Origin of the sequence: Veillonella sp. 3310 (assembly GCF_003999875.1) — a bacterium.
Taxonomy (GTDB): Bacteria; Bacillota; Negativicutes; order Veillonellales; family Veillonellaceae; genus F0422.
Map to the genome: position 1 here is coordinate 424,641 of NZ_RQVJ01000001.1, position 25,850 is coordinate 450,490.

The following is a 25,850-nucleotide window of genomic DNA, read 5'->3' on the forward strand; positions in this document are numbered from 1 at the left end:
ATCTCTATACATATGTGTATCTGTATACATAGGTTTGTCTGTATCTGTATATGCGTATATATCTAGTACACTAGCCTCTTCTGTTGAAATATTGATATGTATTTCTAATGGATAGCTTTTACATATTAGATGTTTAGTTGTATAATAGGAGGGTATTATTTCAGACTATCTCACTATGATTTTGATTCAAGTGAATCCTATGCCCTTGCATAGGCTATGTATCTAAAGTTAGGAGGCATTTCATGGCATCGTCATACATGCTACAATTACACCTTGGCGCCGTAGAAACGGTCATACTCTCACTGTTTTCCTTTTTACTGGGTACCTTTATGCACAAGCACATCAATATCTTGCATCGTTGGGCTATCCCAGTACCTGCTATTGGCGGTTTAACCGTAGCAGTGCTTGTATTTCTATTACAAATTTCTGGTCTTATCCTAATCACTTTAGACAAAGCTGTTCTCGTTCCCGCTATGGTGGCATTCTTCGCCACTATGGGGCTAGTAGCGCCCGTGCAAATTTGTACATCTTCTCTGAAAGCCATCCCTCGCTACTGGGGTATGAGTACTTTACTTGTGATTATGCAAATTAGCATTGGCTTAGGACTAGCGAGTCTATTCGGATTGGACAAACACTATGCCATTTTATTGGGCTCTTTATCTCTTGAAAGTAGTTACAACTTTGTCTCTGCCTTAGGTCATGATTTAGGGAATGCATTAAATGGTGAGACGGTAGCGCATGGGATCATTGCTTTCACTACTATTATCGGCGTGTTCATCGGCGGTCCTATGGGACAATATTTAATCGAAAAGTTCAATCGCTATGAAACAGCTCCACCGCCACCAGATTCCCCAGCACCCACACCGGTTGGCATTATTGTTAACTTATTGTTAGTTCTTATCTGTGTCAGCATCGGTATCGGCGGTTCCCATTACTTATTAGATACCTTCGGATTACATATTCCTACGTTCATCGTATCTATGTTATTGGCCATTGCTATCCGCAACGGTGGTGATGCAATGGGGCAAACTTTCATCAATTCCAAAGCCATTGCCTTATTCAGCCAAATTAGCATTACTATCTTCTTAACTACTGTGTTCATGAGCGTCCCTGTAATCGCATTACGATCTTTGACAGGACCAATGCTTGTGATTCTGGTTGTACAAGTGATTGCGATTATTCTATTCACACGATTCATCGTATTTCCTGTGCTCTGCAAAGATTACGACGGTGTTGTCATCGGCGCCGCTCTCCTTGGTCACGGCTTAGGCATCACACCAAACACGGTAGCAACCATCGCTACCCTCGGTGGTCGCTACAGAAAATCTGTGAAAGCTTTCCTAGTTGTTCCCATTACAGCTACTGTACTAATCAATGTGTTCGGTATTCCTATCTTGCATTGGATTATGCAGTTCTACTGGTAAATTAAATTTTCCCACACTAAATTTAAAATTATTTAATACATATACCTCAACCTACTTTGTTAGGTTGGGGTATTCTTATTATGTACTGCATACTATTGAGACTAACACACTACATATGTAAAACATCAGATTTTTCATTATATCCCCATGCTATAACAATTACTGTAGACTATATATAAAAATAGAGGAAAGTTGATACTTTTTAATCAACTTTCCTCTATTTCATTTGTGGGCTATTTTATTACAGCCCTTTTTTATCACATATGTACTTATCATCTCATGATTATAATTATAAGAATAAATTAATGATTTCTACACCAATTAATCCACATACAGCAATCACTGTTTCCACCATACACCAAGAGCGCAATGTTTGTTTTACAGACAATCCGAAGAATTCTTTGAACAACCAGAATCCTGGGTCATTTGGTGGGCTAAAGAATACTGAACCAGCACCGACTGCGATTACCATCAATTCAGGACTTACACCTGTTAATGGAATCAATGGAGCTACGATACCACCAGCTGTCATGGCTGCCACGGTAGCAGAGCCAACAGCAATACGAATCACCACAGCAATTAACCAAGCTAATACTAGTGGAGATACATTCACTTGCATCACTAGTTCACCAATATAAGTACCCACACCGCTATCGATTAATACTTGTTTTAAGGCTCCACCAGCACCTACAACGAATAAAATCATAGCTACTGTTAAAATTGCTTTTTCAGAAGTAGCCATAATCTCTTTCATAGATTTGCCTCGAGCGAAGCCAAATGTATAGAAGGCAATGATCAAGGAAATTGTTAATGCCACAGATGGATCGCCAATGAAATTAAGTATGACCATCACCGGAGATGCTTTTGGCAAGTTCATCATTTTACCGATAGCTGTCGCTGCCATCAAGATAACTGGTACTAAGGCAGTAAAGATGGATACTCCAAAGGATGGCATTTCTTCTTCTGTGAATTCTTTATCATTGTGAAGACCTTCTGGGATATCTGTTTTAATATCTTTCACCGTATTGTACAATAATGGACCTGCCAAAATAACTGTAGGAATACCGATTAAGATACCATATACCAACGTTAATCCAATATCTGCATTAAATAATACAGAAATTGCTGTCGGACCTGGATGTGGCGGTAAGAAACCATGTGTTACAGATAAGGCTGCTACCATTGGCATACCTACTTCTAATAATGGAATATCTGCAGATTTAGCAATAGTAAAGATTAAAGGAATCAATAAGACGAAGCCAATTTCATAGAATAAAGCAATCCCTACAATGAATCCAGTTAAACATACAGCCCATCTTACATTGTTACGACCAAACATATTAATCAAGGTAGTCGCTATACGTTGTGCTCCACCGCTATCGGCCATCAATTTACCTAAAATAGCGCCAAAACCTACTACGATGGTTAAGCCCCCTAAGGTAGCTCCTAAGCCTTTTTGAATAGTTGGGAAAATCTTATCGATAGGCAATCCCTCTCCAAAGGCTAATAATACACAGACTAATAGCAATGATAAAAAGCTATTCATCTTTACTTTTACAATTAGGAAAAATAGTAAAATAATTCCTAATGCGAGAATAATTAATGGCATGTAAGTCTCCTTTCTAATTATAAACGACTAAACGGATGTTCCTTTTGGAACTGAACAAGACGTGCCAAATCGTCTTTCATATGAATATACAAACTTTCATAAATAGAGAAAAGTTCGTCATATACCGCTTGATTCTGCTCCTTAGGGTGATAGATACATTCGGGCTGTACTAACTCAGCTGTATCTTTAATATCTGATAAAGTGCCATCAGAAATAAACCCTAATACAGCGGCACCAAAGGAGGCGCCTTCACTATTATTTGGTAAGGTGATATGTTCACCGAATATATCACTCATAATTTGTACCCATAATTCAGATTTAGTGAAAGAACCACTAATACGGATATCTTTCACATCTTCAAACTCACGTAATGCATCAAGAACAAAACGTAAGCTATAACAAATGCCTTCCATTGTGGCACGAATCATGTAAGATCGACTATGATTTAAGGATAAGCCTACGAATGCACCACGCAAATCTGAGTTCCAGTACGGAGCTCTTTCGCCAGTAAAATATGGCATTAATAGCAATCCACCAGATCCAGCTGGTACATGTCTTGCTTTCATGGTCATTAAATCATAAGGGTCCACCGATAATTGTTCCATTTGGGAGCCATGATAATGGAGAATCCGATCACGCATCCAACGCAAAATCATACCGCCATTGTTGATAGCTCCGCCAGCCACCCACATGGTATCTGTTAAATTATAGCACCATGTACGACCTTTAGGATCCATTTGCGGCTTTTCTGTAAGCATGCGTATCGCACCAGATGTACCTATGGTCGCACTTAACTGCCCTTTCGACACAGCGCCAATACCTACATTCACCAGTACTCCATCCGTAGCACCGATGACAACAGGTGTATTCACAGGTAACCCTAAACGCTCTGCTACGTTAGCTAGTAACTTACCACTATATGTAGTGGATACTACCTTAGGCAGTTGCTCTTCTTGAATCCCTACATAGTCTAAAATCTCAGGGTCCCAAGTTTCTGTAAAGGCATTAAATAAACCAGAACTAGAGGCTACAGACTTATCTGTGACCCATTCTCCTGTCATCAACCGGAACATGTAATCTTTAATAGATCCAATATGAGCCATGCGATCAAAGATTTCAGGTTGATTTTCTTTGACCCATATGATTTTAGCCAATGGATAGGATGCATGTAAAGGGCAGCCTGTTCTAAAGTAGAATTGTTTGCACGCTTCGTTTTGTTCCATGCGGTGTACAATGTTGGAACTTCTGCTATCTGCCCAGGTAATCATATTCCCTAATAAGTCAAACTGTTCATCTTGAGGAATAAAACTATGCATGACTGAACTCAAAGCAATTCCGGATATGGTGACAAGTTTATATTGTAACTCTTTAACCACTCCAGCAATGACTTCTTCTGCCGCATCATAAATCTGTTGAGGATTCTGTTCTGCTCGATCATATTGTGGTGTTTCTAATGGATAAAAAGCATCTCGTACAGCTACTGATTTACCTTGTGCTGTATATGCCATAGCACGTACGCCTGTTGTACCCACATCAACGCCTATCCATACTGCTTCTCTAACTTCTGACATATATACCTCCTATCATCCAAATAAACTCATTTGTTCGTCTTCTGGTAAGTCACCTAAGCAATCTAATTCTACCATGCGATTCGCAATGGTTTGAGACATTTTTGTACGTCTTCGCAAATCTTTAATAGATAAAAACTCCGCTTGTTCTCGTTCTTCTACGATGGCATCCGCTACCTTTTCGCCTAAACTAGTAACAGCCACAAATGGCGGTAATAAAGATGTTTCATCTTTAATCATAAAGCGCCTTGCTTGTGATTTGTATAACTCTACATTGGCGAAAGAGTAGCCTCGCTGTTTCATTTCCAAGGATACCTCTAAAGCAGACATCAAATCCTTTTCCTTTGGCGATGCTTCGTACTTAGCAGCTAACGCTTTCAACCGTTTAAATTCTTGTTGTTGCTCTTCTAAGGAACCCATCATAATTTTTAAATCAAAAGCTTTCGCCCGAATAGAAAAGTATGATGCATAAAATGCCAATGGATAATTAATCTTATACCAAGCAATGCGGAATGCCATCATAACGTAAGCCACTGCATGGGCCCGAGGGAATAGATAGGAAATCTTTTTACAAGATCCAATAAACCACTCCGGCACTTGCGCTGCTCGCATTTGGTCTTCATAATCTGTTTGAGCAATCCCCTCTTTATTACGCTTTTCGATACCTTTCCCTTTACGCACATTTTCCATGACGGAAAAGGCTACATTATCTGCTACCCCATGGTTGCGCAAAAAGTTCATAATGTCATCACGGGTAGAGATAGCTTCATTCAATTTGCATGTTCCCGTTTTTATCAAAGTTTGTGCATTATCTACCCATACATTGGTACCATGGGAGAAACCAGAAATCCGCACTAAGTCCGAAAAAGTTTGTGGCTTAGAATCTTCTAGCATGGCCCGTACGAACCCAGTACCTGATTCAGGTACTGCCAAGGTCGCCACTTTATCCCCTTGCAATTGAGCTGGTGTCAGGCCTAATGCTTTCGTTGATGAGAATAAGCTTAATGTAGCAGGATCATCAAAAGGAATACTCGTAGACGGAATACCCGTCATATCTTCCAACATACGGATAATCGTAGGATCATCATGACCCAGTATATCTAGTTTGGTCATACGACCTTCAATAGAATGATAGTCAAAGTGTGTAGTAATAATACCACTTTCTTTTTTATTCGCAGGATATTGAACGGGTGTGAAATGATGTACATCCATATCTCGAGGGCAAACCATAATGCCTCCCGGATGCTGACCAGTAGTATTCTTTACTTTCGTAAAGCCTGTGGATAACTTTTCAATAAAGCCTCGCCGTTTTTGTAAGTCATTGACATCCGCATATTTGTAGGCGTAGCCAATAGCCGTTTTATCTGCAATGGTACCTATTGTTCCCGCTCTAAATACATTGTCTCGTCCGAACAATTCTTCCGTATATTTATGGGCACGACCTTGGTAATCACCAGAGAAGTTCAAGTCAATATCTGGCACTTTATCTCCGTGGAATCCCATAAAGATGGCAAAGGGAATATCGTGTCCATTGGCGATAAGTGGCGTACCGCACTCAGGGCAATTACGACGCGGTAAGTCAAAGCCCCCTGCATATTCCCCTTTTAAATAAAACTCACTCCACTTACATTCTGGACACACATAATGCGGTTCCAGTGGATTTACTTCCGTAATATCTGCCATGGTGGCTACGAAGGAAGACCCTACGGAACCACGGGAGCCTACTAAATACCCATCATCTAAAGATTTTTTTACTAATTTATGAGCGATATAATACAACACGCCGAAACCATTGCCGATAATACTTTTAAGCTCATAATCTAAGCGGTCCTGCACTGTTTTTGGCAAAGGATCTCCATAGATAGACTTCGCTTTAGCATAGCACATATCTTCCAAGGCTTTGTCGGCCCCTTCGATTTTCGGAGAATACGTACCATTTGGAATAGGTATGATATAATCTATACTTTGTTCCAATGCTCTGGTATTGGTGACTACCACTTGGTAAGCAATGTCTTCTCCTAAGTAGGCAAACTCTTCCAACATTTCATCGGTAGTACGCATATGCTGATCCGCTTTGTCTTTGGCATCTTTCACACCGCTCGCTGTGAGCATGATTTCACGATACATCTTGTCTTTAGGGTCCATATAATGCACATTCCCTGTAGCTACTACAGGCATTTGCAACGTCTCCCCTAAAGTAACAATACGACGATTTATGTCTTTTAAGTCCTCCTCATGTTTTAACAAGCCTTCTTTAATAAAGCTCTTGTAATTATCATGGGGTTGAATTTCTAGGTAATCATAAAACTTAGCAATCTCTTGCAAGTCTTCATCGGTGGCACCATGCGCTATAGCTTGAATTAATTCTCCAGATTTACAAGATGTTCCTATAAGAATCCCTTCACGATGATCTTCAATGACAGCTCTTGGCAATCTTGGGTACTCATCAAAATAGTTTAAATGGCTTATGGAAATCATCTTATACAGATTCCGCAAACCTACCATATTTTTTGCAAATATAATGATATGATGTGGTATGGCTTGGTCCTCTTTTTCAATCAAATAGGCCTCTACACCATAGAGAATCTTCACACCTTTTTCCAAAGAATAGGCCTGAGCTTCTGGAAATGCTTGTACCACCCCATGGTCGGTAATCGCTACCGCTGGATGTCCCCAATCTTTCACACGATTTACAATGTCTTTCACTGCTACCAAAGCATTTTTCTCTGACATTTTCGTATGTAAGTGAAGTTCTACCCTTGTTTCCTCATGGGTATCTGTGCGTTTTGCATTATCCGTATCCTCCACAGGACGGATGGAATCCATATTTAACACATAGTCTCGTACAAATTGCTCATCATAGATGACTTCCCCTTTAATTTGCACCTTCCCAACAGATTTTAAAATTTTTAATAACTTTGGTCCATCTTCAGAAGGGCTGGTGAATCGCTTAATAGCCAAACTATTATGATCATCCACTAGATGCCCTGTAATAATATACCGTTTTTTGGGCTCCTCACCTTTTTCACGAGCTTTTTGTACAGCCTTGCTATCTTCCTTAGGGCGAATTTCTCGTATATCCAAACTGTGAAAGTACCCAGAGATAACAACGTTTTCTCCAGTTCTCACAAAGAAATCATCTGTGCGATGCGTGTCTGCCTCATCAAAAGCTGGTCCTAACAACATCCCATCTTCCGTGGTTAGCTTTCGTCTCCGCATAGGATAGGCAGAATTACCCGCCGCCGTTGAAGTCGCAGTATTAGGACGATCTATGACCACTGGTGCATCATACAAAACATCATAATCCGATGATGTTTTGATCGTGCCATCCTTACCTACATAGAGCTCCATTTCATCGAATCGATTCTCTTCATCCATGTCCCAATAGATATCGTAATCTGCTACTTCATTCGCTTGTTGCAAAAAAAGATACTCTGTATCTTCTAGCCCTTTATCATCTATATTAGACACAAAAGGAGTCCCTTCTGTTCCATTAGGTATACGAGTAAGAACAATTTGGTTCCTAAAATCCTCTGTATCTACAAGTTCATAAGTGCAACCAATACTGTGACAGATTTCTTCAATGCGTGCTTGTACTGCCTTATCTAAGGCTCCTATCGACTGAGAACCAAATATATGCAATTTTCCGTTTTTTAAATAAAAGTGAAAGTCTACTTTAGACTCTCCCTTTAGTACCATATGATAACATTTCATAGTACGTCTCCCTTACGGATTTGACTTCACCGGTTCAGCGTTAGCTTTTTTCACCACATTAGGTCCTGTGACAACGACACGATCCACTGGCTCATAATAAGAATTAAATGTATACGTAGAAGATCGACCATCACCATACACAATGGTTCTTGTTGTATCTACGGAAATTCCCTCATGACCAGCTTCTTCAATAGTTTTTTCTTTCACAGTATCATCGATTTTTTCTACCTTTTTATTAGGAATTTTCTGTTCTCTACCTTTCGTAATCGTTACAGACTGTGGTACATCCTCCTTAGCTCCTAATATGGTAATGGTCACGTAACCAGCACCTTCTTCGGCAATCACATAGATAGGATGGGAATAAGGATTTTTAAACTGAAAGTCTATATAGCCCCACGCCACAGTAGCATCTAACCCAACTGGAATATAGGACACTGGTGCAAAATGCGTATCACGTTCTACAATATCCATACCAGATAATAATGCCGTATTGAACAAGGTAGAACTTACTTGGCAGATACCGCCACCAATACCTGGCACTAATCGCCCGCCCATAAATACAGGCGCATCATCATAGCCCGCTTCAGGAGTACGTTCTCCTACCACTTGATTGAAGGAGAAAATACCACCTGTAGGAATAAAGGTTTGATGAATTTTTTGCGATGCTAAATGAATATTATGAGCTCGACTTGTATTAGATCCATCAAAATACGTCGTAAAAGACCCTAATATGGACGTGATAGACACTAAATCTTTATCTGTAATCGTAGGCTGTGCAGACTCATTAATAACAAGTTCTAAAGTCTCTACCTTACCTTCTTGCAGTTGTTCTTGCAATCGCTTCATAGTAGCTATCACATCTAACTTACGACCTACCTTAGCAGGCTGATGTACAACTTTATTACCCTCAAGGGTAATCGTTGCATTAGTTCCTACTTGTCCCATAGCCTTAGCATAATTCAAAAAATACGACTCAGCCATAGGTCCATCAACTTTATAGCGAATGTTCATCTCCTTTCCATGGAGCAACGCATCCACTCGGTGCATGACATAAGTCATGACATCACTTTCATAGCCATAATCCATTACATCAGTGACAGTTCCTATTCTATCTATGGTAATTCCTAAATCCGCTAGATGAATAGTTGTTTCTTTTCCCTTGGGACCCACTATACGAATCGATTGTGATTGTGTATTCCGCTCTTGTAAGTAGCTATCTACTTCATCCATGCTTTGATGGGATAGACTATGACCGTCTATAGTTAATCCATAAATAGTCTTTCCTGTAGGCCATGCAAGCCCTGTTACAGCTCCTCCCACGACAGCTACTAAGGCTGCCACAGTGGCAATATACTTTCCTTTCATACTTCTCCTAGTTTGCACAATAGGCTAAACATATATCTTGAAATTGATTCATATCTGCTATACCTTGGCGACTTTGCAAAATTAAATGATACAACTGGCTAATCAACTTTGCCACTGCTGGAATTTGAATTTTTCGGCGAGCTTCAAAGGCTAATTTGATTGTATAGGGATTGGCTTTCATCCCCTTTTCCTTAAATAAACATTGGATCTCCGGTAATGTCATCCCATAATAAGCACATTCACTGACCATGAGTTGTAAATGCATTTGATTATGCACATAAGCCATCGCCATATCTACACTTTTGTTTTTTAACATAGAAGGAAACAGGTCTAGCAATGTCCTCGCATCTCTTGCTAATAAAGCATCTTTAAAACGGAAAATATTTTTCTCTCCAAAGTCCGTCATATACTCTTTTAAAAATGGTGCTGTTATGGATTCTCCTTTATTGAGTAGGAGGAACAATCGATCAAATTCTGTACGCAAAAATGCTAAGGGCACATCTTTCCACAAATCTACCAAGTCACGTACATATGCCATGCCATCAGGATCTATCTTTTGCTTATGCGCCTTACAATATTGTTGTATCCACTGAAAGAGCGCTTCTCCCTCTACTTTTTCAAACTTAAAGGATTCTACAGCTCCCAAAAATGATTTATTTCCTTGCAACCGTCCATCAATAGTTTCGGCATACACTAGAATAATAGGGTCTTCTCCACTATAACTTTGTAAATAATCTCGCAACCCTTGCCACTCTGGATCCATCTTTTTCTTTGGTTTATCAAAGATGGGCAAATGGATAAGCAAAAATACTCGTGGCTCACCAAAGAGGGATACTTCTTGTAATTGTCCTAAAATAGAACCCGGACCTTGCTCCTCACGCAAGGTAAGCAAGGTCCGATCTGTATATTGATGTAAGAGATTCTGTTTTTTTTCTTCTAATAATTGTGGTTCATCTCCATAGAGTAATGTAACCATCTGTCACCTCTTATAATGTTACTACATTGTCTTCATCACTGCCTACAATATACACGCCTTCCTCCACATCAAATTGACTATGCAAGGTACTCCATACGATAAACTGCGTTATCCCTTGTTCTTGATAGTGCAACAATTGATTACTAGCTGTGAGGCCATATATTGTATTCATTTCTCTCTTAGTATTATACACTATTTCTTGAACTTTTTCTCCTTCTTTTCTAGGGTGAAAATGAAACTTTCTCTGTCCTGTTACGATAATTTCATAGCCTGCTTTGGTATGAAGTTGTACAGATAACCAATCTAGTGTTAGCTCTTTACCAGCTTGTCCTTTACTGTATAGATGTTCTAAGGTATCAACATGCGTATATCCCTTCTGATACCCCTCTATAAAAACACCATTCCACTGACTAAATCCACGATGATGCAAGGCATCGACACATTGTTTCATAGCTCGCGGTGAAATATCGCCATTCTTAGCATCTATATAGAGGTATGCCTCCCTATGAAAGCCTGTTTTGCAGATCATGAAAGCTGGTCCTGAAGAGATAGCGATAGGCACCACTTGCACTACTGGTTTGACATAGGATAGTCCTAAGGGCAACATACCTAGTACTAATAGTGCAATGCTAGCAATCCTATTCCATGCTACTTGAATAGGCGCTTTCAGTGCCAATAGCCAATATACATACCCTACGCCCATATACCATACTACCACTAACCACAACGGCATGGGCGGTGACCACAATAATCCTAGATTACGGATAGCAAATAAAAGAGACATGCTGGCTTTCAAAATAAAACCTAAGAGGGACCACCCTAATGTAAAGGTAAATACTACATTAAGCAAAGATAGGCACAGTCCTACAATGATGGCTATATCTAACAAGGGACCTACAATCAGATTAGACAAGATACTAAGAAGGCTGAGGATATGAAAATAATATAGTTCTATAGGAAAGATGAGAACTTGTGCTGATATACATAGGGCGATGCCTTTTGAGATAGGATTCGGCGGAAACAGTCGATACACATAGGGATACAATCCAATGATGCCCAAGGTAGACCCAAAGGATAAGACAAAACTAATATCTACCGCGAACAATGGTTTCCACAACAGCAAACATAAGGCAGCTAATAAGAGCGCATGTAACGCCCGATACGTACCACCATGCATAACCACGTATCCGCTTAATAGCCCCATCATGGCAGACCGTAATACTGGTGGGCTCCAGCCCACAATCGTACAGTACAGTAAAATCAACGTACAGGTGATGGAAAATTCTATGCCTTTACGTAACTGCAACCGTTGTAACAAGGTAGAAATGATAAGAAATAACAAGGCAATATGAGATCCTGACACCGACAAAATATGGATAAGCCCTGTTTCACTGAATAACTTTACCATCGTTTCTGGCAACATCGCGTATTGACCACCTAGTACCAAAGAGGAACCCAAGGTAGCAATAGATGGATCTAGATTCTCTTCAAATTGTTGTGCCACCCAATGGTGGACCTTATCTAGGTAAGCACCGATAGTATACCAAGCACCAACTAGCTGTATACTTAGGGTTTTCTCTACTGTATAGGTACCTTCTATGGTTCCTTGGTACAAATTACCTTGTAGTCCATCATTGATGTGTCTCGTTTTCATAGACAACGCACCACTTTGCTCATAATACGTAAAGCCTTTCACGGTACCACGAATGATGTAGCGGTCTCCCATATGAATTGTTGGCTCTCCTGGTACATACACTCGGATACTGCCCTTTGCTGGAACATGCTCTGTAGTGCCATTTTTATCGACATCCATTCCTTCCACAGTAGCATCTACCATGGTCATAACCCCATCTAATGTCACTGTAGACTGTGGATTGCTAGTGAACTGTACATAATAAGCACCATCGGCACCATAATAGAAAGGTCTATCTTCAAAATAGTGTGTGATAACTCGATCTGTATGGATATATCCTATGCTTGCAAACGTACACATAACGCCTACCATGGCTACTACATATCGTAACGATGTATAGGTAGGTTTATTTCGTTGTTCATACCCACGTAAAACTACCACTCCAATGATAGCAAATGTAGTGATTACAGCTAGCCAATGCATGAGGTAGGTATGTAATTCATTTTGATATAATCCAATACAGATGCCTAACAGTATTCCCAATACGCTGGTAATACCTAAGTCTATTGGTTTTGGTAACCATTTCATAATCGCACTTTCTCCACAATTTTTTTATACAATGCAGGTCCTATGCCCTTCACATGTCGTAATTCTTCTAAACTTTTAAACGGACCATGTTCCTGCCGATAGTCCACAATCTTCTTCGCCATCTTCGGACCTATACCAGATACTTTTTGTAAATCTGCTTCTGTTCCATCATTAATGGATATGTTTTGTTTCCGTAATAATTCTTCTGGGCTACCGTGAAAATTAAAGTCTACATGAATATGTGTACTTTCTTCTAAGGTATCCTGTAGCTGTAGATGATTGACATCTGCGTAAGGCAATAGTCCTTTACTCGCCTCAATAGCCGCTTTCACTGTCGCAGGACTTTGTAGCTCATACAACCCCGGCTCTTCTACAGCTCCTGTAACATACACCAAAATTGTAGTTGCTTTCGTTTCCTTCTCCACTGGGCCACCTCGGTCCCCTTTTTCTGATTGTTTGACAATCTTTGGACTATCGGATGGTAATTCATCGCCTTTCATGGGTGTATCTGCTATAATAAGATAGTATCCACATACACACAGTAGGAATAGGCATAGGATGATGCCAATTCGTTTTTGATTTGTTACTTTCATTCTATCACATCCTTTCAAGCAAAAGGTTCGTCATAGATGAGTTATATCCTTTAAAATTCACTACCAGTATATATTCGGAGGTATTATGAAAGAAGATTTACAACAATATGCCCGGCTTTTACTACAAGAAGGTGTCAATTTACAACAAGACCAACTATTGGTCATCAACGGAGATGTTGAAAATAAAGATTTTGTATATATCGTTGTGGACGAAGCCTATGCACTTGGCGCCAAAGATGTACATATTAACTGGCGTAGCACTATTACGGCTAAATCTCGTCTATCCCATGTAAAAGATGAAGTCTTATCTAACCCTGCTCCTTGGATCCAAGATATGTATCATCATATCCTTGATTCCAATGCCTGTATTTTATCCTTAATCAGTGCTAATCCATTTGCTTATGAAGGTGTGCCATCTGAAAAAATTGCTCTCGCTTCTCGTAGTATGGGTAAGTTAACTAAATTTTATCACGAGGCCATTATGGATTCCACCCTTACTTGGTGTGTGGCATCTGTAGCAACGCTTACATGGGCTGATTTGCTGGGCTATGAAGGCACAGAAGAAGAAAAAATCAATCGCTTATGGAATACTATCTTCACCTTATGTCGTATGAAACATGTACCAGAAGAAGAATCTTTTGCTAACCATTTAGATCGCTTAGCGAAACGTACTAAAACGCTAAACGATTTACAACTCGTGTCCCTACATTACACATGTCCAAATGGTACAGATTTAACCTTACAAATGCCAAAAGGTCACTTATGGTTAGGTGGCAAAGAAGCCTCTAAGAAAGGCATCATCTTTGATGCCAATATCCCAACAGAAGAAGTATTTTCCGCACCTCACTATGCGCGCGCCAACGGTATAGTGTACTCTACAAAACCATTAATCTATGATGGAAACCGTATCGAAGACTTCTACATCACATTCAAAGACGGAAAAGTCGTTGACTATGATGCGAAACAAGGTCGCGAATATCTAACAAACCTCATTGAGACAGATGAAAACTCTTGCTACCTAGGAGAGGTAGCTCTCGTAGACCATTACTCTCCTATTAGCCAATCCAATATGATTTTCTTTGAAACCTTGTACGATGAAAATGCATCTTGTCACTTGGCCTTAGGTGCTGCGTATCCAACTTGTTTAGAAAATAGCGATGGATTATCTCAAGAAGAACTCCATGCTCGTGGACTGAATACATCCTTAGCTCATACGGACTTTATGATTGGTCACGAAAACATGAACATCATGGGCACTACAAAAGATGGGAAAACAGTTCCTATTATGATTGAAGGAAGATTGCAGGTATAGGAAAACTCTATTTACATAATACTATACTGTTTCCCTTGCAACCATCAGAACTTCCCCACTTATTGGAGTCTGTAAGGACTAATATATAGTAATATAAAAAAGAGGTACATTGCATCACAGCAATGCGCCTCTTTTTGTTTGCCTAAGTTTCATATGTACGTATCTAGTATCAACTAACGTCCTTATGAGCATCTCATAGTAAATTAATGTGTAGAGCTTATAACAATGTATCCACCGCAATATTCACTATTATATCTGATGGGCTTTCACAGATGTAATCAGCACCAGCAGTTTCTAGCTCTTCTACTGAACCATAGCCATAGGATACCCCCATAGCCACACAGTTTAATTCTTTAGCAGCTTCCATATCGTATTTACGATCTCCCACCATATACCAACGAGAGATTTTATATTTTAGTTCAGTCACCTTATTCATATCTTGTAAGGCTTCTTGCAAGATATCTTTTTTATGTACTAACCCAATTTCTCGATTGGCTCCGCGAATGACTTCAAAGTATTGATCCAATTTGAAATGCTTAATAATATCCTTCGCTTGTTCTTCTGGTTTTGCCGTAGCAATCCCAACATAAGCACCCGTCTTACGGAGTGCTTTTAAGGCTTCCTCAATTTGAGGATACACTGCATTTTCATATTTCCCCACAGAATCATACCGTTCTTTGAAGAAGTTATAGGCCTGCTCCACCTCTTCATCTGTCATATGGCAATGTTCTTTAAAAGAATCTGCCAAGGGTGGACCAATAAACAATTGTAATGTCTTCTCATCAGGAATGGGATAGTTCATACTCGTTAAGGCATGACGTATAGATTTTAAAATCCCTTCATGAGAATCTGTTAATGTTCCATCTAAATCAAAAATAACACAAATCATAATAACTCCTATATTATCTAACATATCATTTTGTATATGCCTATACACACTATTGCTTAGTTTGCTATCAACTCAACCATATCATTACTTATGATAGTATCTAAGCTCGTATACGCTCTTTCCAATTCTAATCCATCTTCCAAAAATATTCTATACAAACCACAAAATACAGAACCATCCACCTTGTATAATATAAAAGCTTTATGAACATCCTTTACAATACAAGAATTGCAGAGTATACTATATATAGAAAAGTTTCTATATATAGGAGGACAGTATGGAAGATACTCAAATTCCTACGGCCATTTTAGATAAATTAACAAAAGTTTGTACCTGCCGTAGTATTACAAGAAAAGCAATTAAGGAAGCCATCTTAGATGGTTGCGATACATTTCCTAAAGTTAGAGAGCGCACTAGTGCTGGTACCGGTGCATGTGGTGGTAAAGGCTGTGGCCCCCGAGTGGTGAAACTGTTAAAAGAACACCAAGAAGGACAATGGTAATTCTACAATATACCAAAACATACGGATCTTGAAGATAGGCCCTACAGGGACCTATCTTTTTTAGTTACACTTAGATTATAAATTCAAGGCACAAAAAAGGCTGCTCAAGAATGTACACCATTCTGTAGCAGCCTTCTATTTATTTCTTTAATGCTTCACACAATGTATGCCAAGCCAGCACTGCACATTTCACACGAGCAGGCATGTTAGAAATATTCTGTAAAGCTATAGCATCTTCTAAGGCTTCCAATTCTTCTTCATCTGTCACTTCTTTTTTTATCATTCCTAAGAAAAGGTCCACTAATTGGAACGCTTCTTCTAAGGTCTTCCCAGTAATGACATCAATCATCATAGAAGCCGATGCTTGGCTGATAGCACAGCCGGAACCTGTATAAGCAGCGTCTTTTACAATGCCGTCTACCACATTCACTTGCAATGTTAAATCATCACCACAACTTGGATTATGACCATGCTCGCTAGCAGTAAACACATCTAACAAACGCTTATTACGCTTGTCTTGATTATGCTCCAAAATCAGTTCCGTATACACTTGATCCATTTCCATGGTATTCTCCTTATTCTGACAAGCCCATGGTTAGTCGAACTGTTTTTAGGGCTTCCAAAAATTGATCTAAATCTTCTTTTTTAGTATAAATGTACATACTAATACGGTTGGATGCCGGTACCCCATAATACGCACCTAATGGTTGCGCACAATGATGGCCAGAACGTAAGCACACTCCATGGCTATCCATGATGGTTGCCACATCGTGTGGATGTACATCATCCACAGTGAAAGTAATAACACCATGCTTTTCTTCTGGATTAGCGCTACCTAGTAAATGAATATGTGGCATAGCCGCTAGTTTAGGTAATACATAGCGTACTAATTCTTGTTCATATTCATGAATGGCATCCATACCAAACTGTTCCAAATACTCAATGGCAGCTTTCAATGTGATAGCACCATGTGCATTCGGTGTACCTGCCTCAAATTTATAAGGCACTTCATTGAATGTTGTAGTTTGTTCTTTCACATATTCAATCATGTCTCCACCAAAAAGGAATGGATCCATGTCTTCTAATAGGTGATATTTACCATATACAACACCAATACCTTGAGAGGCACACATTTTATGTCCTGAGAAAACGAAGAAATCACAGTCTAAAGCTTGCACATCAATAACTTGATGGGGAGCCGATTGCGCTCCGTCTAGGATAGCGATAGCACCAACAGCATGAGCACGTTCTACCAATTCTTTCACAGGAAATTCCATACCTAGTACATTACTTACATGTGCAAAGGATACAATTTTCGTAGATGCGTCAATTTTATCCATTTCACCATCTTTAATATGACCAGTTTCATCTAGGTACAAATATTCCAAGGTAGCCCCTGTCATTCGGCATACATATTGCCAAGTCACAAGATTTGCATGATGCTCCGCCACAGTGATAACGATTTTATCTCCCGCTTTCACATGCTTCAATCCATAGGAATGGGCAATTAAGTTCAAGCTTTCTGTTGTATTGCGAGTAAAAATAATTTCCTCACGTTTACGAGCATTGATAAATCGTTGCACCACGTCACGAGTACCTTCGTATGCTTCGGACGCTTCCATAGCAAGCACATGGGCCCCACGATGAGGGTTCCCATTGTGATTTGCCATATGCGTTTCTAATGCTTTCATCACAGGTACTGGAATTTGTGTGGTGGCACCACTATCTAAATATGCAATGCGTTTACCACGATTGGTTCTTGTTAAAATTGGAAAATCTTTATATGCCTCTGCTATTGGTTTCATACTATCCCTCTCAATTATATTTTTTGTCGTAGTACTGCTAAGGCAGTTTCTTCCACTTCTTCATGGCCAATACGATCAATCAATGGTCGTAACATGGACTCTACGATGATATGTTTTGCTTCATCTTCGTTAAAACCACGGCTCATAAGGTAGAATAATTTAGCTTGATCTAATTGACCAGCACTGGATGCGTGATTACCCGATACATTATCTTCTTTACATAATAACAATGGTAAAGAGATGGATTTAACTTGTGGCGTTAATAGTAAACATGTATCCTCTTCTGCACCTTCAGATGCCAAGCTACCACGCAAGAAATCTAAAGTACCACGGAATGATTTTTTAGAAGAACCATTCAATGCACCTAAGTTATTAATATTACTGATTGTTTTTCTACCGATATGTTTCATTAACATGGCGATATCAAATACTTGCGTACCAGTACCGCAGTAGCCTAAATCATGTTCCACTTCTGCGTAGTCTCCTACTAAGTCTTCTTGATAATTCAAGAAGTTTTCAGATCCACCCAACTCAATGTTGATGAACTCTACATGACCAGACTCTTCTACTCGTGTATAACGATGTTCAAATTGCTGCACTTTACCAGTTAATAACTGCACTTTTTTGAATACTACAGACGCCCCTGTGTGAGATACGATTTCTGAAAGCAATCCTACATGACCATCAGTAGCTTCACCTTTCAAGCAAAGCGTTAACTCTAAAGTAGAGTCTTTTTCAGCCTCGATTTGTAAACGAGTTCTTTCACTGACCGCACCTTGCACATCAACAACAATGGTCAATGCTTCTTTAGCACCTGCTGGCACTTGAATGTGATAGCCATGTGTAAAGTGATGAGATGCATCGCGCAACGCACCAGCATGAACCCCTTCATACGAAGGTTCTAATACTTCTTTATTTGTAATATCTGTGACAATGTGCTTGGAGCCTTCTACGGTCACCGTTGCCGGTTCTGTACCAGCCCATACATTGCCTTCTGTATGATTTACCTTTAACCAACGGAAAGTCGGTCTAGGCAATTCATTAAAATGTAATGTGTTGCTCATTCTAACCTCCTAACCGATAGAACCTTCAAGTTCTAAGGTAATTAAATTATTCATTTCTACAGCGTATTCCAATGGTAATTCTTTAGAAATTGGTTCTACGAAACCACGAACAAGCATAGCTCTTGCTTCTTCTTCACTAATACCACGAGTCATTAAGTAGAAAATAGCCTCATCAGAAATACGACCGATTTTTGCTTCGTGTCCTAAATCGACATTGTCATTTTCAATCGTAATAGATGGAATTGTATCGGATTGAGATTCTTGATCTAACATCAAGGACTCACAAGATACAGTTGCTTTAGAATGGTCTGCATTTTTACCGATGTTTAATACACCACGATAAATTGCTGTACCACCACTCTTAGAAATGGACTTGGAGTTAACATTACTTGTTGTATGTGGTGCCGCATGAATTACTTTTGCCCCTGTGTCTAAGTATTGGCCTTCACCAGCAAATGTAACACCTGTAAATTCACAGTGTGCCCCTTCACCAGCCAAAATACTCATTGGATACAAGCAAGATACAGCGGAACCAAAGGATCCGGATACCCACTCAATCGTACCATTTTTACCTACTCGACTACGTTTTGTATTCAAGTTGTACATATTTTTGGACCAGTTTTCGATAGTAGAATAACGCAAAGTCGCATTATCTTTTACGAACAACTCAACGCAACCAGCATGTAAGTTAGCTACATTGTATTTTGGAGCGGAACAACCTTCAATGAAGTGTGCTTTCGCTCCTTCTTCTACGATAATCAACGTATGTTCAAACTGACCTGCTCCTGGCGCATTCAATCGGAAGTAAGACTGTAATGGAATATCTACAGTCACTCCTTTTGGCACATATACGAAGGAACCGCCAGACCATACTGCACCATGTAAAGCTGCAAATTTATGATCTGTAGGTGGCACCAATGTCATAAAGTATTGTTTTACAATATCTTCATGTTCATGTAATGCAGTTTGCATATCTGTATATACAACGCCTTGACGAATCAAGTCTTCTTGAATACTGTGATATACAACCTCAGAGTCATATTGAGCGCCTACACCAGCCAAAGAAGTTTTTTCAGCTTCTTGGATACCAAGACGGTCAAAGGTATCTTTAATATCGTCTGGAACTTCGTTCCAGTCTTCTTTCATATCAACTTTTGGTTTTACATAGGTCACGATATCCGCCATATTTAAAGCGCTAATATCAGGTACCCAATTAGGAACATCTAATTGATTGTAAATTTCAAGGGATTTTAAACGGAAATCTAACATCCATTGTGGTTCATTTTTGTTAGCCCACATTTCACGAATGATATCTTCTGTTAAACCAGCTTCTGATTTATAGGAGAATTCAAATTCATTACGAATGTCATAGACGCCGCGATCCATCTCCTCAATTTGAGTTTTCTTTCTCGCTTCCATGAGATCCTCCTATGCTAAATTTTTGTATGCATCGTAGCCTTTTTCTTCGATTTCACGAACAAGTTCAGGGCCACCAGTTTTTACAATACGACCATCGATTAAGATGTGTACGAAGTTTGGTTGTAATTTTTGAAGAATTTGATTGTGGTGAGTGATGATTAACACTGCGTTATCTTCATTGTGGAAACGGTTTACACCTTCAGATACAATACGAACCGCATCTACGTCAAGACCAGAATCAGTTTCATCAAGAATAGCCAATTTAGGATTTAAAATGGACATTTGAAGAATTTCATTTTTCTTTCTTTCACCACCGGAGAAACCTTCATTTACATAACGATTAGCATAAGATGTATCGAAGGATAATTCTTCCATTTTTGCTTTCAATTCTTTTTTGAAAGCCAAAGCGCGCACGTTTTCACCAGTAATGGTGTTTTTAGCTGTACGGATGAAGTTTTCTACTGTAATACCAGGCACGGAAATTGGATGTTGGAAAGACATGAAAATGCCTTTTTTCGCACGATCGTTTACAGCTTCTTCTGTGATGTTTTCGCCATCGAATACGATGGAACCTTCTGTTACTTCATAAGCAGGATTGCCCATGATTACATTTGCCAATGTAGATTTACCAGCACCGTTTGTGCCCATTACCACATGGATTTCACCTTTATTAATTGTTAAATTGATGCCCTTTAAGATTTCTTTTTCTTCAATAGAGGCACGCACATTGTCTACGCGAAGTAATTCTGCCACGTATGTCACTCCTTATCAAATAAGCTACTATATACAAAAGAAGACTAGTTAGGTCTTAGAATGTGTCGAATACCGTAAAAAAACGGATTCCACCAAAGTGTAATCCGCTGTCATATTCATAGCATGAGAACGCCACTTTGGCTCAAATCTAAAATAGTAAATATACTATATGTATTATACCGTGTACAGACTTGGACCGCAAGCTAATTTCTACTATTTTACTATGAATTTGATGATAGTTTTGTATATCATCTATTCATCTATAGCATATTGAAACTTTAATTCTCTACCAAGAGACTCAACAATATTCATTATACTGAATTTTCTCAATATTGTAAATGCTATTCCCATATTTTTTTAGGGATTATGAACAACATTTGATATTGTCATAACATACTATACTCTATACAAATAGACATATACTCCATTTTCTGAGAAATATAACAGTTTCTCAGAAGCAGATAAAGTATATGTCTATATAACCCTAAATACCTATCACGACAGATAGTCCGCTATGTTTCTAATTATAAATTAGAAAAATCTAATGTAGCAAAATAATCGTCTAATGTTTCTGCACGACGAATTTGTGTGACACTACCATCTTCGTGTAATAACAACTCAGCAGAACGCAATTTACCATTGTAATTGAATCCCATAGCATGACCATGAGCACCCGCATCATGAATCACAATACGATCGCCCATCTCGATTTTTGGTAATTGACGATCGATAGCAAACTTATCATTATTTTCACATAAAGAGCCAGTCACATCATACGTCATAGTGGCTGGTTCATTCTCTTTCCCCATCACCGTAATATGATGGTAAGAACCATACAACGCTGGACGCATCAAGTTAGCCATACATGCATCTAAACCAATGTAATGTTTGTAAATATCTTTTTTATGGATGGCAGTAGCTACCAGGTAACCATACGGTCCAGTAACCATACGGCCACATTCATAAGCCAATTGAATTGGGCTATGACCAGTACCCACAATTAAACGATCATATGCCTCTTTCACACCTGCACTTAATACTTTGTAATCCACTGGTGTTTGTTCAGGTTTATAGGCTACCCCAATACCACCACCAAGGTCAATGAAAGATACTTCTACACCCGTTTGTTCTTTCACTCGTAAAGCTAATTTAAACATTAATTCAGCTGTACCTACTAAACCATCGATGTCTAATTCATTAGACACCACCATTGTATGCAAGCCGAAGTTAGTGATACCTTTTCCTTTTAAGTATGTAATAGCCTCAATAATTTGCGCCTCAGTCATACCATACTTTGCTTCTTCTGGAAGACCGATAATTGTATTACCGCCTTCTTTTAAAGAACCTGGGTTGTAACGGAAACAGAAACGTTCTGGTAATGTACCATGCTCTTCTAAATACGCAATATGCGTAATATCATCCAAGTTGATGATGGCTCCTAAATCCATAGCTTTTTTGTATTCTTCGTAAGGAGTATCATTGGAAGAGAACATAATATTCTCTCCTGTGATACCAACCTTTTCACTCAAGATTAATTCCGCCATAGAAGAACAGTCAGCGCCGATACCAATTTCTTTCATCATTTTCATAATATGCGGATTCGGCGTTGCTTTTACAGCGAAATATTGTTTAAAACCAGGTGCCCAACTGAAAGCATCTAAAAATGCGCGCATATTATCCATAATCCCTTTTGCATCATAAATATGGAATGGCGTTGGATATTGAGCAATAATCGCCTCTAATTGTTCCTTTGTAAATGGTGTTGTTTTTGCGTTCATCATAACTCCTCAATCTATTTGTAATACACCATGTGACAGCCTCTTTCTGTAACATAGCAATTTATAAAACAATAGGCATTCTGCAAATAGTATCTCGATAAGAGATGGCACATCCTGCCTAAGCCTTAACAAGATATACGATTACTCTTAAAAGATGTACATAACACTATGCCATCAAACAATGGTAATCTGTGAATACCGTAACGTATTGTAACATACATTCTATAGAATTGTAAAGATTCTATAGAATTAAAAACTGTTGAAAGTAATCGCCTTGTGGCGTTCCTTACTGCATACATTAGATACCCTCAAGAAGAGCACGGTGTGCTCCGAACAAACATTACGTAGTGCCGTTTGTGAGAAGTATACCATGCTCTTCCCTTTACTTCTATTCAGATTAGAATACCACAGGCTACATAGCACAACATGTTACTTCCCGAACAGGGAACAATCCACACTATATCGCCCACCACCCATAAAGAATATAGCTAATGCAGAAAATCCCATTTGTGACGGATAATCCCAAGCAAAAAATCCTGCATCTACATGAAGAAGCGTAGCCGTAAATAAAACTCCAGCCAACAATAAGGATCCTAATCGAGTAAATAATCCAAAGGCAACCAAAGTACCACCTAAGAACTCGCAAATTGCAGCCATCGCACCAAAAAATTCGAAATATCCAGGTACTCCTAAGGCTGCCAACATAGCACCTACCTTATATAACCCAGATGCACCGCCTAAAAACTTCAAATATCCATGATAAGCCATAGAGATTCCTAAAGCTAATCTCAACACCAATATTCCAAAGTTAACATACGTAGGTTTACCACGCAACAAAAAATGAACCATAATTATATCCCTTCCCTAAATAAATCTTCCTACAAATAATGAACTAACATACATAAGTATACCATAACATCGTACCACTCTCCTAAGTACAAATCTATTCATAATTCTACACCTTATATCATAGTAACAATAGATTAATACAATTGCTACATGCTCTAGAACCAACCTTTGAACGTAGTTGCACATAACAGTCTATGACGTTCCTTTCATCCAAATCATACTAACACAAAAAGACCGCAACATGTTCCCGAACCTTTCTTTGAACGTAGTTGTGTGTAAAAGCCTATGCTGTTCCTTCCAACAAAGTCATGACAATACAAAAGGAGTGCGACATGTTCCCAAACCTTCCTTTGAACGTAGTTGCGTGTAGAAGCCTATGGTGTTCCTTCCGACAAAGTCATGACAATGCAAAAGGAGTGCGACATGTTCCCGAACAAACATTATGAAATACCGTTTGTGAGGGAATGTGTCGCACTCCTACGATTATACTATTTTCAAAGGAACGCCATAGACAAATAGCGCTTCAAGTGTTATCCGATGTCAGCAGGTGTAGAGAAATCTACTGTAATTCCCAATGCTTTCGCTACGCCTTCACCATATGCAGGGTCACATGCATAGCAATGTTTTGCATGGCGTTCTTGGATGAACAATGGAACTCCTGCCATGTTGTTCGCTGTATTTTTGAACAATACTTGTTGTTGTTCTGGAGTCATGAGACGGAACAATTTACCAGGTTGTGTGTAGTAATCGGAATCATCTTCACGGAAGTCGTATTGGTATGCTTTACCAGATACGTCGTATCCTGGATCTTTGTATTGTGGTTGGTTAGCCCATTGGCCAAAGCTATTTGGAGCATATCCAATAGTCGCACCATGGTTGCCATCTACACGACCTTGTCCATCACGATGGTAAGAATTGAATGGGCATTTAGGCGCATTCACAGGAATGGATGGATAGTTTGTACCTAAGCGGTAACGTTGCGCATCTGCATAGGAGAACAAACGACCTTGTAACATGCGGTCAGGACTGAATCCAATACCAGGAATGATTGTGGATGGAGCAAACGCTGCTTGTTCTACATCTTGGAAGTAGTTTTCAGGGTTGCGATTCAATTCCATTACCCCTACTTCGATTAATGGGAAGTCTTTTTTATACCATACTTTTGTAAGGTCGAATGGGTTATATGGAAGTGCTTCTGCTTGTTCTTCTGTCATCACTTGGATGTACAATTTCCAACGAGGGAAATCACCTTTAGCGATAGCGTCGAATAAGTCACGTTGTGCACTTTCACGATCATTTGCAATAATCGCAGATGCTTCTTCTTCAGTTAAGTTTTTAATTGGTTGTTGGCATACCCAGTGGAATTTAACCCATACGCGCTCGTCATTTGCATTGATTAAGCTATATGTGTGGGAACCGAAACCATGCATATGACGATATCCGTCAGGAATACCACGATCACTCATTACGATAGTAATTTGGTGCATTGCTTCTGGCAAGCTAGTCCAGAAATCCCAGTTTGCAGTGGCATCACGTAAGTTAGTTTCAGGATTACGTTTTACTGCACGATTCAAGTCTGGGAATTGCAATGGATCGCGAATGAAGAATACTGGTGTGTTGTTGCCTACTAAATCCCAGTTACCTTCTTCTGTGTACATTTTCACAGCAAAACCACGGATATCTCGTTCTGCATCAGCAGCACCACGTTCGCCAGCTACTGTGGAAAAACGTACGAACAAATCAGTTTGTTTGCCCACTTCAGAGAACACTTTTGCTTTCGTATATTTTGTAATGTCATTTGTTACTGTGAAAGTACCAAACGCACCAGATCCTTTCGCATGCATACGGCGTTCAGGAATCACTTCACGAGCGAAGTGGCCTAACTTTTCCATCAACCACACGTCTTGCATCAATACAGGACCACGTTTTCCAGCTGTGGCACTGTTGTTATTGTCAGGCACAGGGGCGCCAAAGGCTGTTGTCAATTTTTCTTCTTTCATAACTTTCTC

The 25,850-nt window shown here is 39.3% G+C and carries 19 protein-coding genes; 3 read left to right on the forward strand and 16 right to left on the reverse strand.

Annotation, left to right across the window (positions count from 1 at the left end):
• Nucleotides 1-242: 242 nt before the first annotated feature.
• Complete coding sequence (locus EO127_RS02145) at nt 243-1,424, forward strand: sodium/glutamate symporter (RefSeq protein ID WP_127447824.1); 1,182 nt, start codon at nt 243-245, stop codon at nt 1,422-1,424.
• A 289-nt stretch (nt 1,425-1,713) separates the two neighbouring features.
• On the opposite strand, the gene EO127_RS02150 is transcribed toward EO127_RS02145, so the two are convergent.
• The 7 genes from EO127_RS02150 to EO127_RS02180 are packed head-to-tail and all read right to left on the reverse strand — an operon-like array spanning nt 1,714 to nt 13,470.
• Entirely contained in the window at nt 1,714-3,033 is a 1,320-nt protein-coding gene (locus EO127_RS02150; protein WP_127447825.1) for a gluconate:H+ symporter, read from the reverse strand.
• A 17-nt stretch (nt 3,034-3,050) separates the two neighbouring features.
• A complete protein-coding gene (locus EO127_RS02155; protein WP_127447826.1) occupies nt 3,051-4,604 on the reverse strand; it encodes a gluconokinase in 1,554 nt (517 codons plus the stop codon).
• Between the two features lie 12 nt (nt 4,605-4,616).
• Nucleotides 4,617-8,315, reverse strand: coding sequence for a PolC-type DNA polymerase III (locus EO127_RS02160; RefSeq protein ID WP_127447827.1), 3,699 nt, complete (start codon nt 8,313-8,315; stop codon nt 4,617-4,619).
• Between the two features lie 12 nt (nt 8,316-8,327).
• Complete coding sequence (locus EO127_RS02165) at nt 8,328-9,680, reverse strand: VanW family protein (protein WP_127447828.1); 1,353 nt, start codon at nt 9,678-9,680, stop codon at nt 8,328-8,330.
• Between the two features lie 7 nt (nt 9,681-9,687).
• A complete protein-coding gene (gene holA, locus EO127_RS02170; protein WP_127447829.1) occupies nt 9,688-10,656 on the reverse strand; it encodes a DNA polymerase III subunit delta in 969 nt (322 codons plus the stop codon).
• A 10-nt stretch (nt 10,657-10,666) separates the two neighbouring features.
• Nucleotides 10,667-12,877 (reverse strand): ComEC/Rec2 family competence protein, encoded by a 2,211-nt coding sequence (locus EO127_RS02175; RefSeq protein WP_127447830.1) that lies wholly within the window; start codon nt 12,875-12,877, stop codon nt 10,667-10,669.
• Entirely contained in the window at nt 12,874-13,470 is a 597-nt protein-coding gene (locus EO127_RS02180; protein ID WP_127447831.1) for a helix-hairpin-helix domain-containing protein, read from the reverse strand. The genes EO127_RS02175 and EO127_RS02180 overlap by 4 nt, the downstream gene beginning before the upstream one ends.
• An 85-nt stretch (nt 13,471-13,555) precedes the next feature.
• On the opposite strand from EO127_RS02180, the gene EO127_RS02185 reads away from it, so the two are divergent.
• A complete protein-coding gene (locus EO127_RS02185; RefSeq protein ID WP_127447832.1) occupies nt 13,556-14,782 on the forward strand; it encodes an aminopeptidase in 1,227 nt (408 codons plus the stop codon).
• Between the two features lie 217 nt (nt 14,783-14,999).
• On the opposite strand, the gene EO127_RS02190 is transcribed toward EO127_RS02185, so the two are convergent.
• Nucleotides 15,000-15,671 carry an HAD-IA family hydrolase gene (locus EO127_RS02190; RefSeq protein ID WP_127447833.1) on the reverse strand — a complete coding sequence of 224 codons (672 nt, stop codon included), beginning with the start codon at nt 15,669-15,671 and terminating at the stop codon, nt 15,000-15,002.
• A 277-nt stretch (nt 15,672-15,948) separates the two neighbouring features.
• On the opposite strand from EO127_RS02190, the gene EO127_RS02195 reads away from it, so the two are divergent.
• Complete coding sequence (locus EO127_RS02195; protein ID WP_127447834.1) at nt 15,949-16,173, forward strand: (2Fe-2S)-binding protein; 225 nt, start codon at nt 15,949-15,951, stop codon at nt 16,171-16,173.
• Nucleotides 16,174-16,312: 139 nt separating this feature from the next.
• Here EO127_RS02195 and sufU read toward each other — a convergent pair whose 3' ends face one another.
• From sufU to EO127_RS02235, 8 genes are all read right to left on the reverse strand, one after another.
• Nucleotides 16,313-16,738, reverse strand: coding sequence for a Fe-S cluster assembly sulfur transfer protein SufU (gene sufU / locus EO127_RS02200; protein ID WP_127447835.1), 426 nt, complete (start codon nt 16,736-16,738; stop codon nt 16,313-16,315).
• A gap of 10 nt (nt 16,739-16,748) precedes the next feature.
• Complete coding sequence (locus tag EO127_RS02205) at nt 16,749-17,978, reverse strand: aminotransferase class V-fold PLP-dependent enzyme (protein WP_127447836.1); 1,230 nt, start codon at nt 17,976-17,978, stop codon at nt 16,749-16,751.
• 14 nt (nt 17,979-17,992) lie between these two features.
• Nucleotides 17,993-19,042: a SufD family Fe-S cluster assembly protein gene (locus tag EO127_RS02210; RefSeq protein WP_127447837.1), complete on the reverse strand. Its 1,050-nt coding sequence runs from the start codon at nt 19,040-19,042 to the stop codon at nt 17,993-17,995.
• Nucleotides 19,043-19,051: 9 nt separating this feature from the next.
• The gene (gene sufB, locus EO127_RS02215) at nt 19,052-20,461 is read right to left on the reverse strand and encodes a Fe-S cluster assembly protein SufB (RefSeq protein ID WP_127447838.1); all 1,410 of its coding nucleotides are present in this window, start codon (nt 20,459-20,461) and stop codon (nt 19,052-19,054) included.
• A 9-nt stretch (nt 20,462-20,470) separates the two neighbouring features.
• Nucleotides 20,471-21,214 (reverse strand): Fe-S cluster assembly ATPase SufC, encoded by a 744-nt coding sequence (gene sufC, locus EO127_RS02220; RefSeq protein ID WP_127069170.1) that lies wholly within the window; start codon nt 21,212-21,214, stop codon nt 20,471-20,473.
• A 524-nt stretch (nt 21,215-21,738) separates the two neighbouring features.
• The gene (locus EO127_RS02225) at nt 21,739-22,992 is read right to left on the reverse strand and encodes a diaminopimelate decarboxylase (RefSeq protein ID WP_127448063.1); all 1,254 of its coding nucleotides are present in this window, start codon (nt 22,990-22,992) and stop codon (nt 21,739-21,741) included.
• 429 nt (nt 22,993-23,421) lie between these two features.
• The gene (locus EO127_RS02230; RefSeq protein ID WP_127447839.1) at nt 23,422-23,841 is read right to left on the reverse strand and encodes a DoxX family protein; all 420 of its coding nucleotides are present in this window, start codon (nt 23,839-23,841) and stop codon (nt 23,422-23,424) included.
• A gap of 530 nt (nt 23,842-24,371) precedes the next feature.
• Nucleotides 24,372-25,841: a catalase gene (locus EO127_RS02235; RefSeq protein ID WP_177427627.1), complete on the reverse strand. Its 1,470-nt coding sequence runs from the start codon at nt 25,839-25,841 to the stop codon at nt 24,372-24,374.
• Nucleotides 25,842-25,850: the final 9 nt, after the last annotated feature.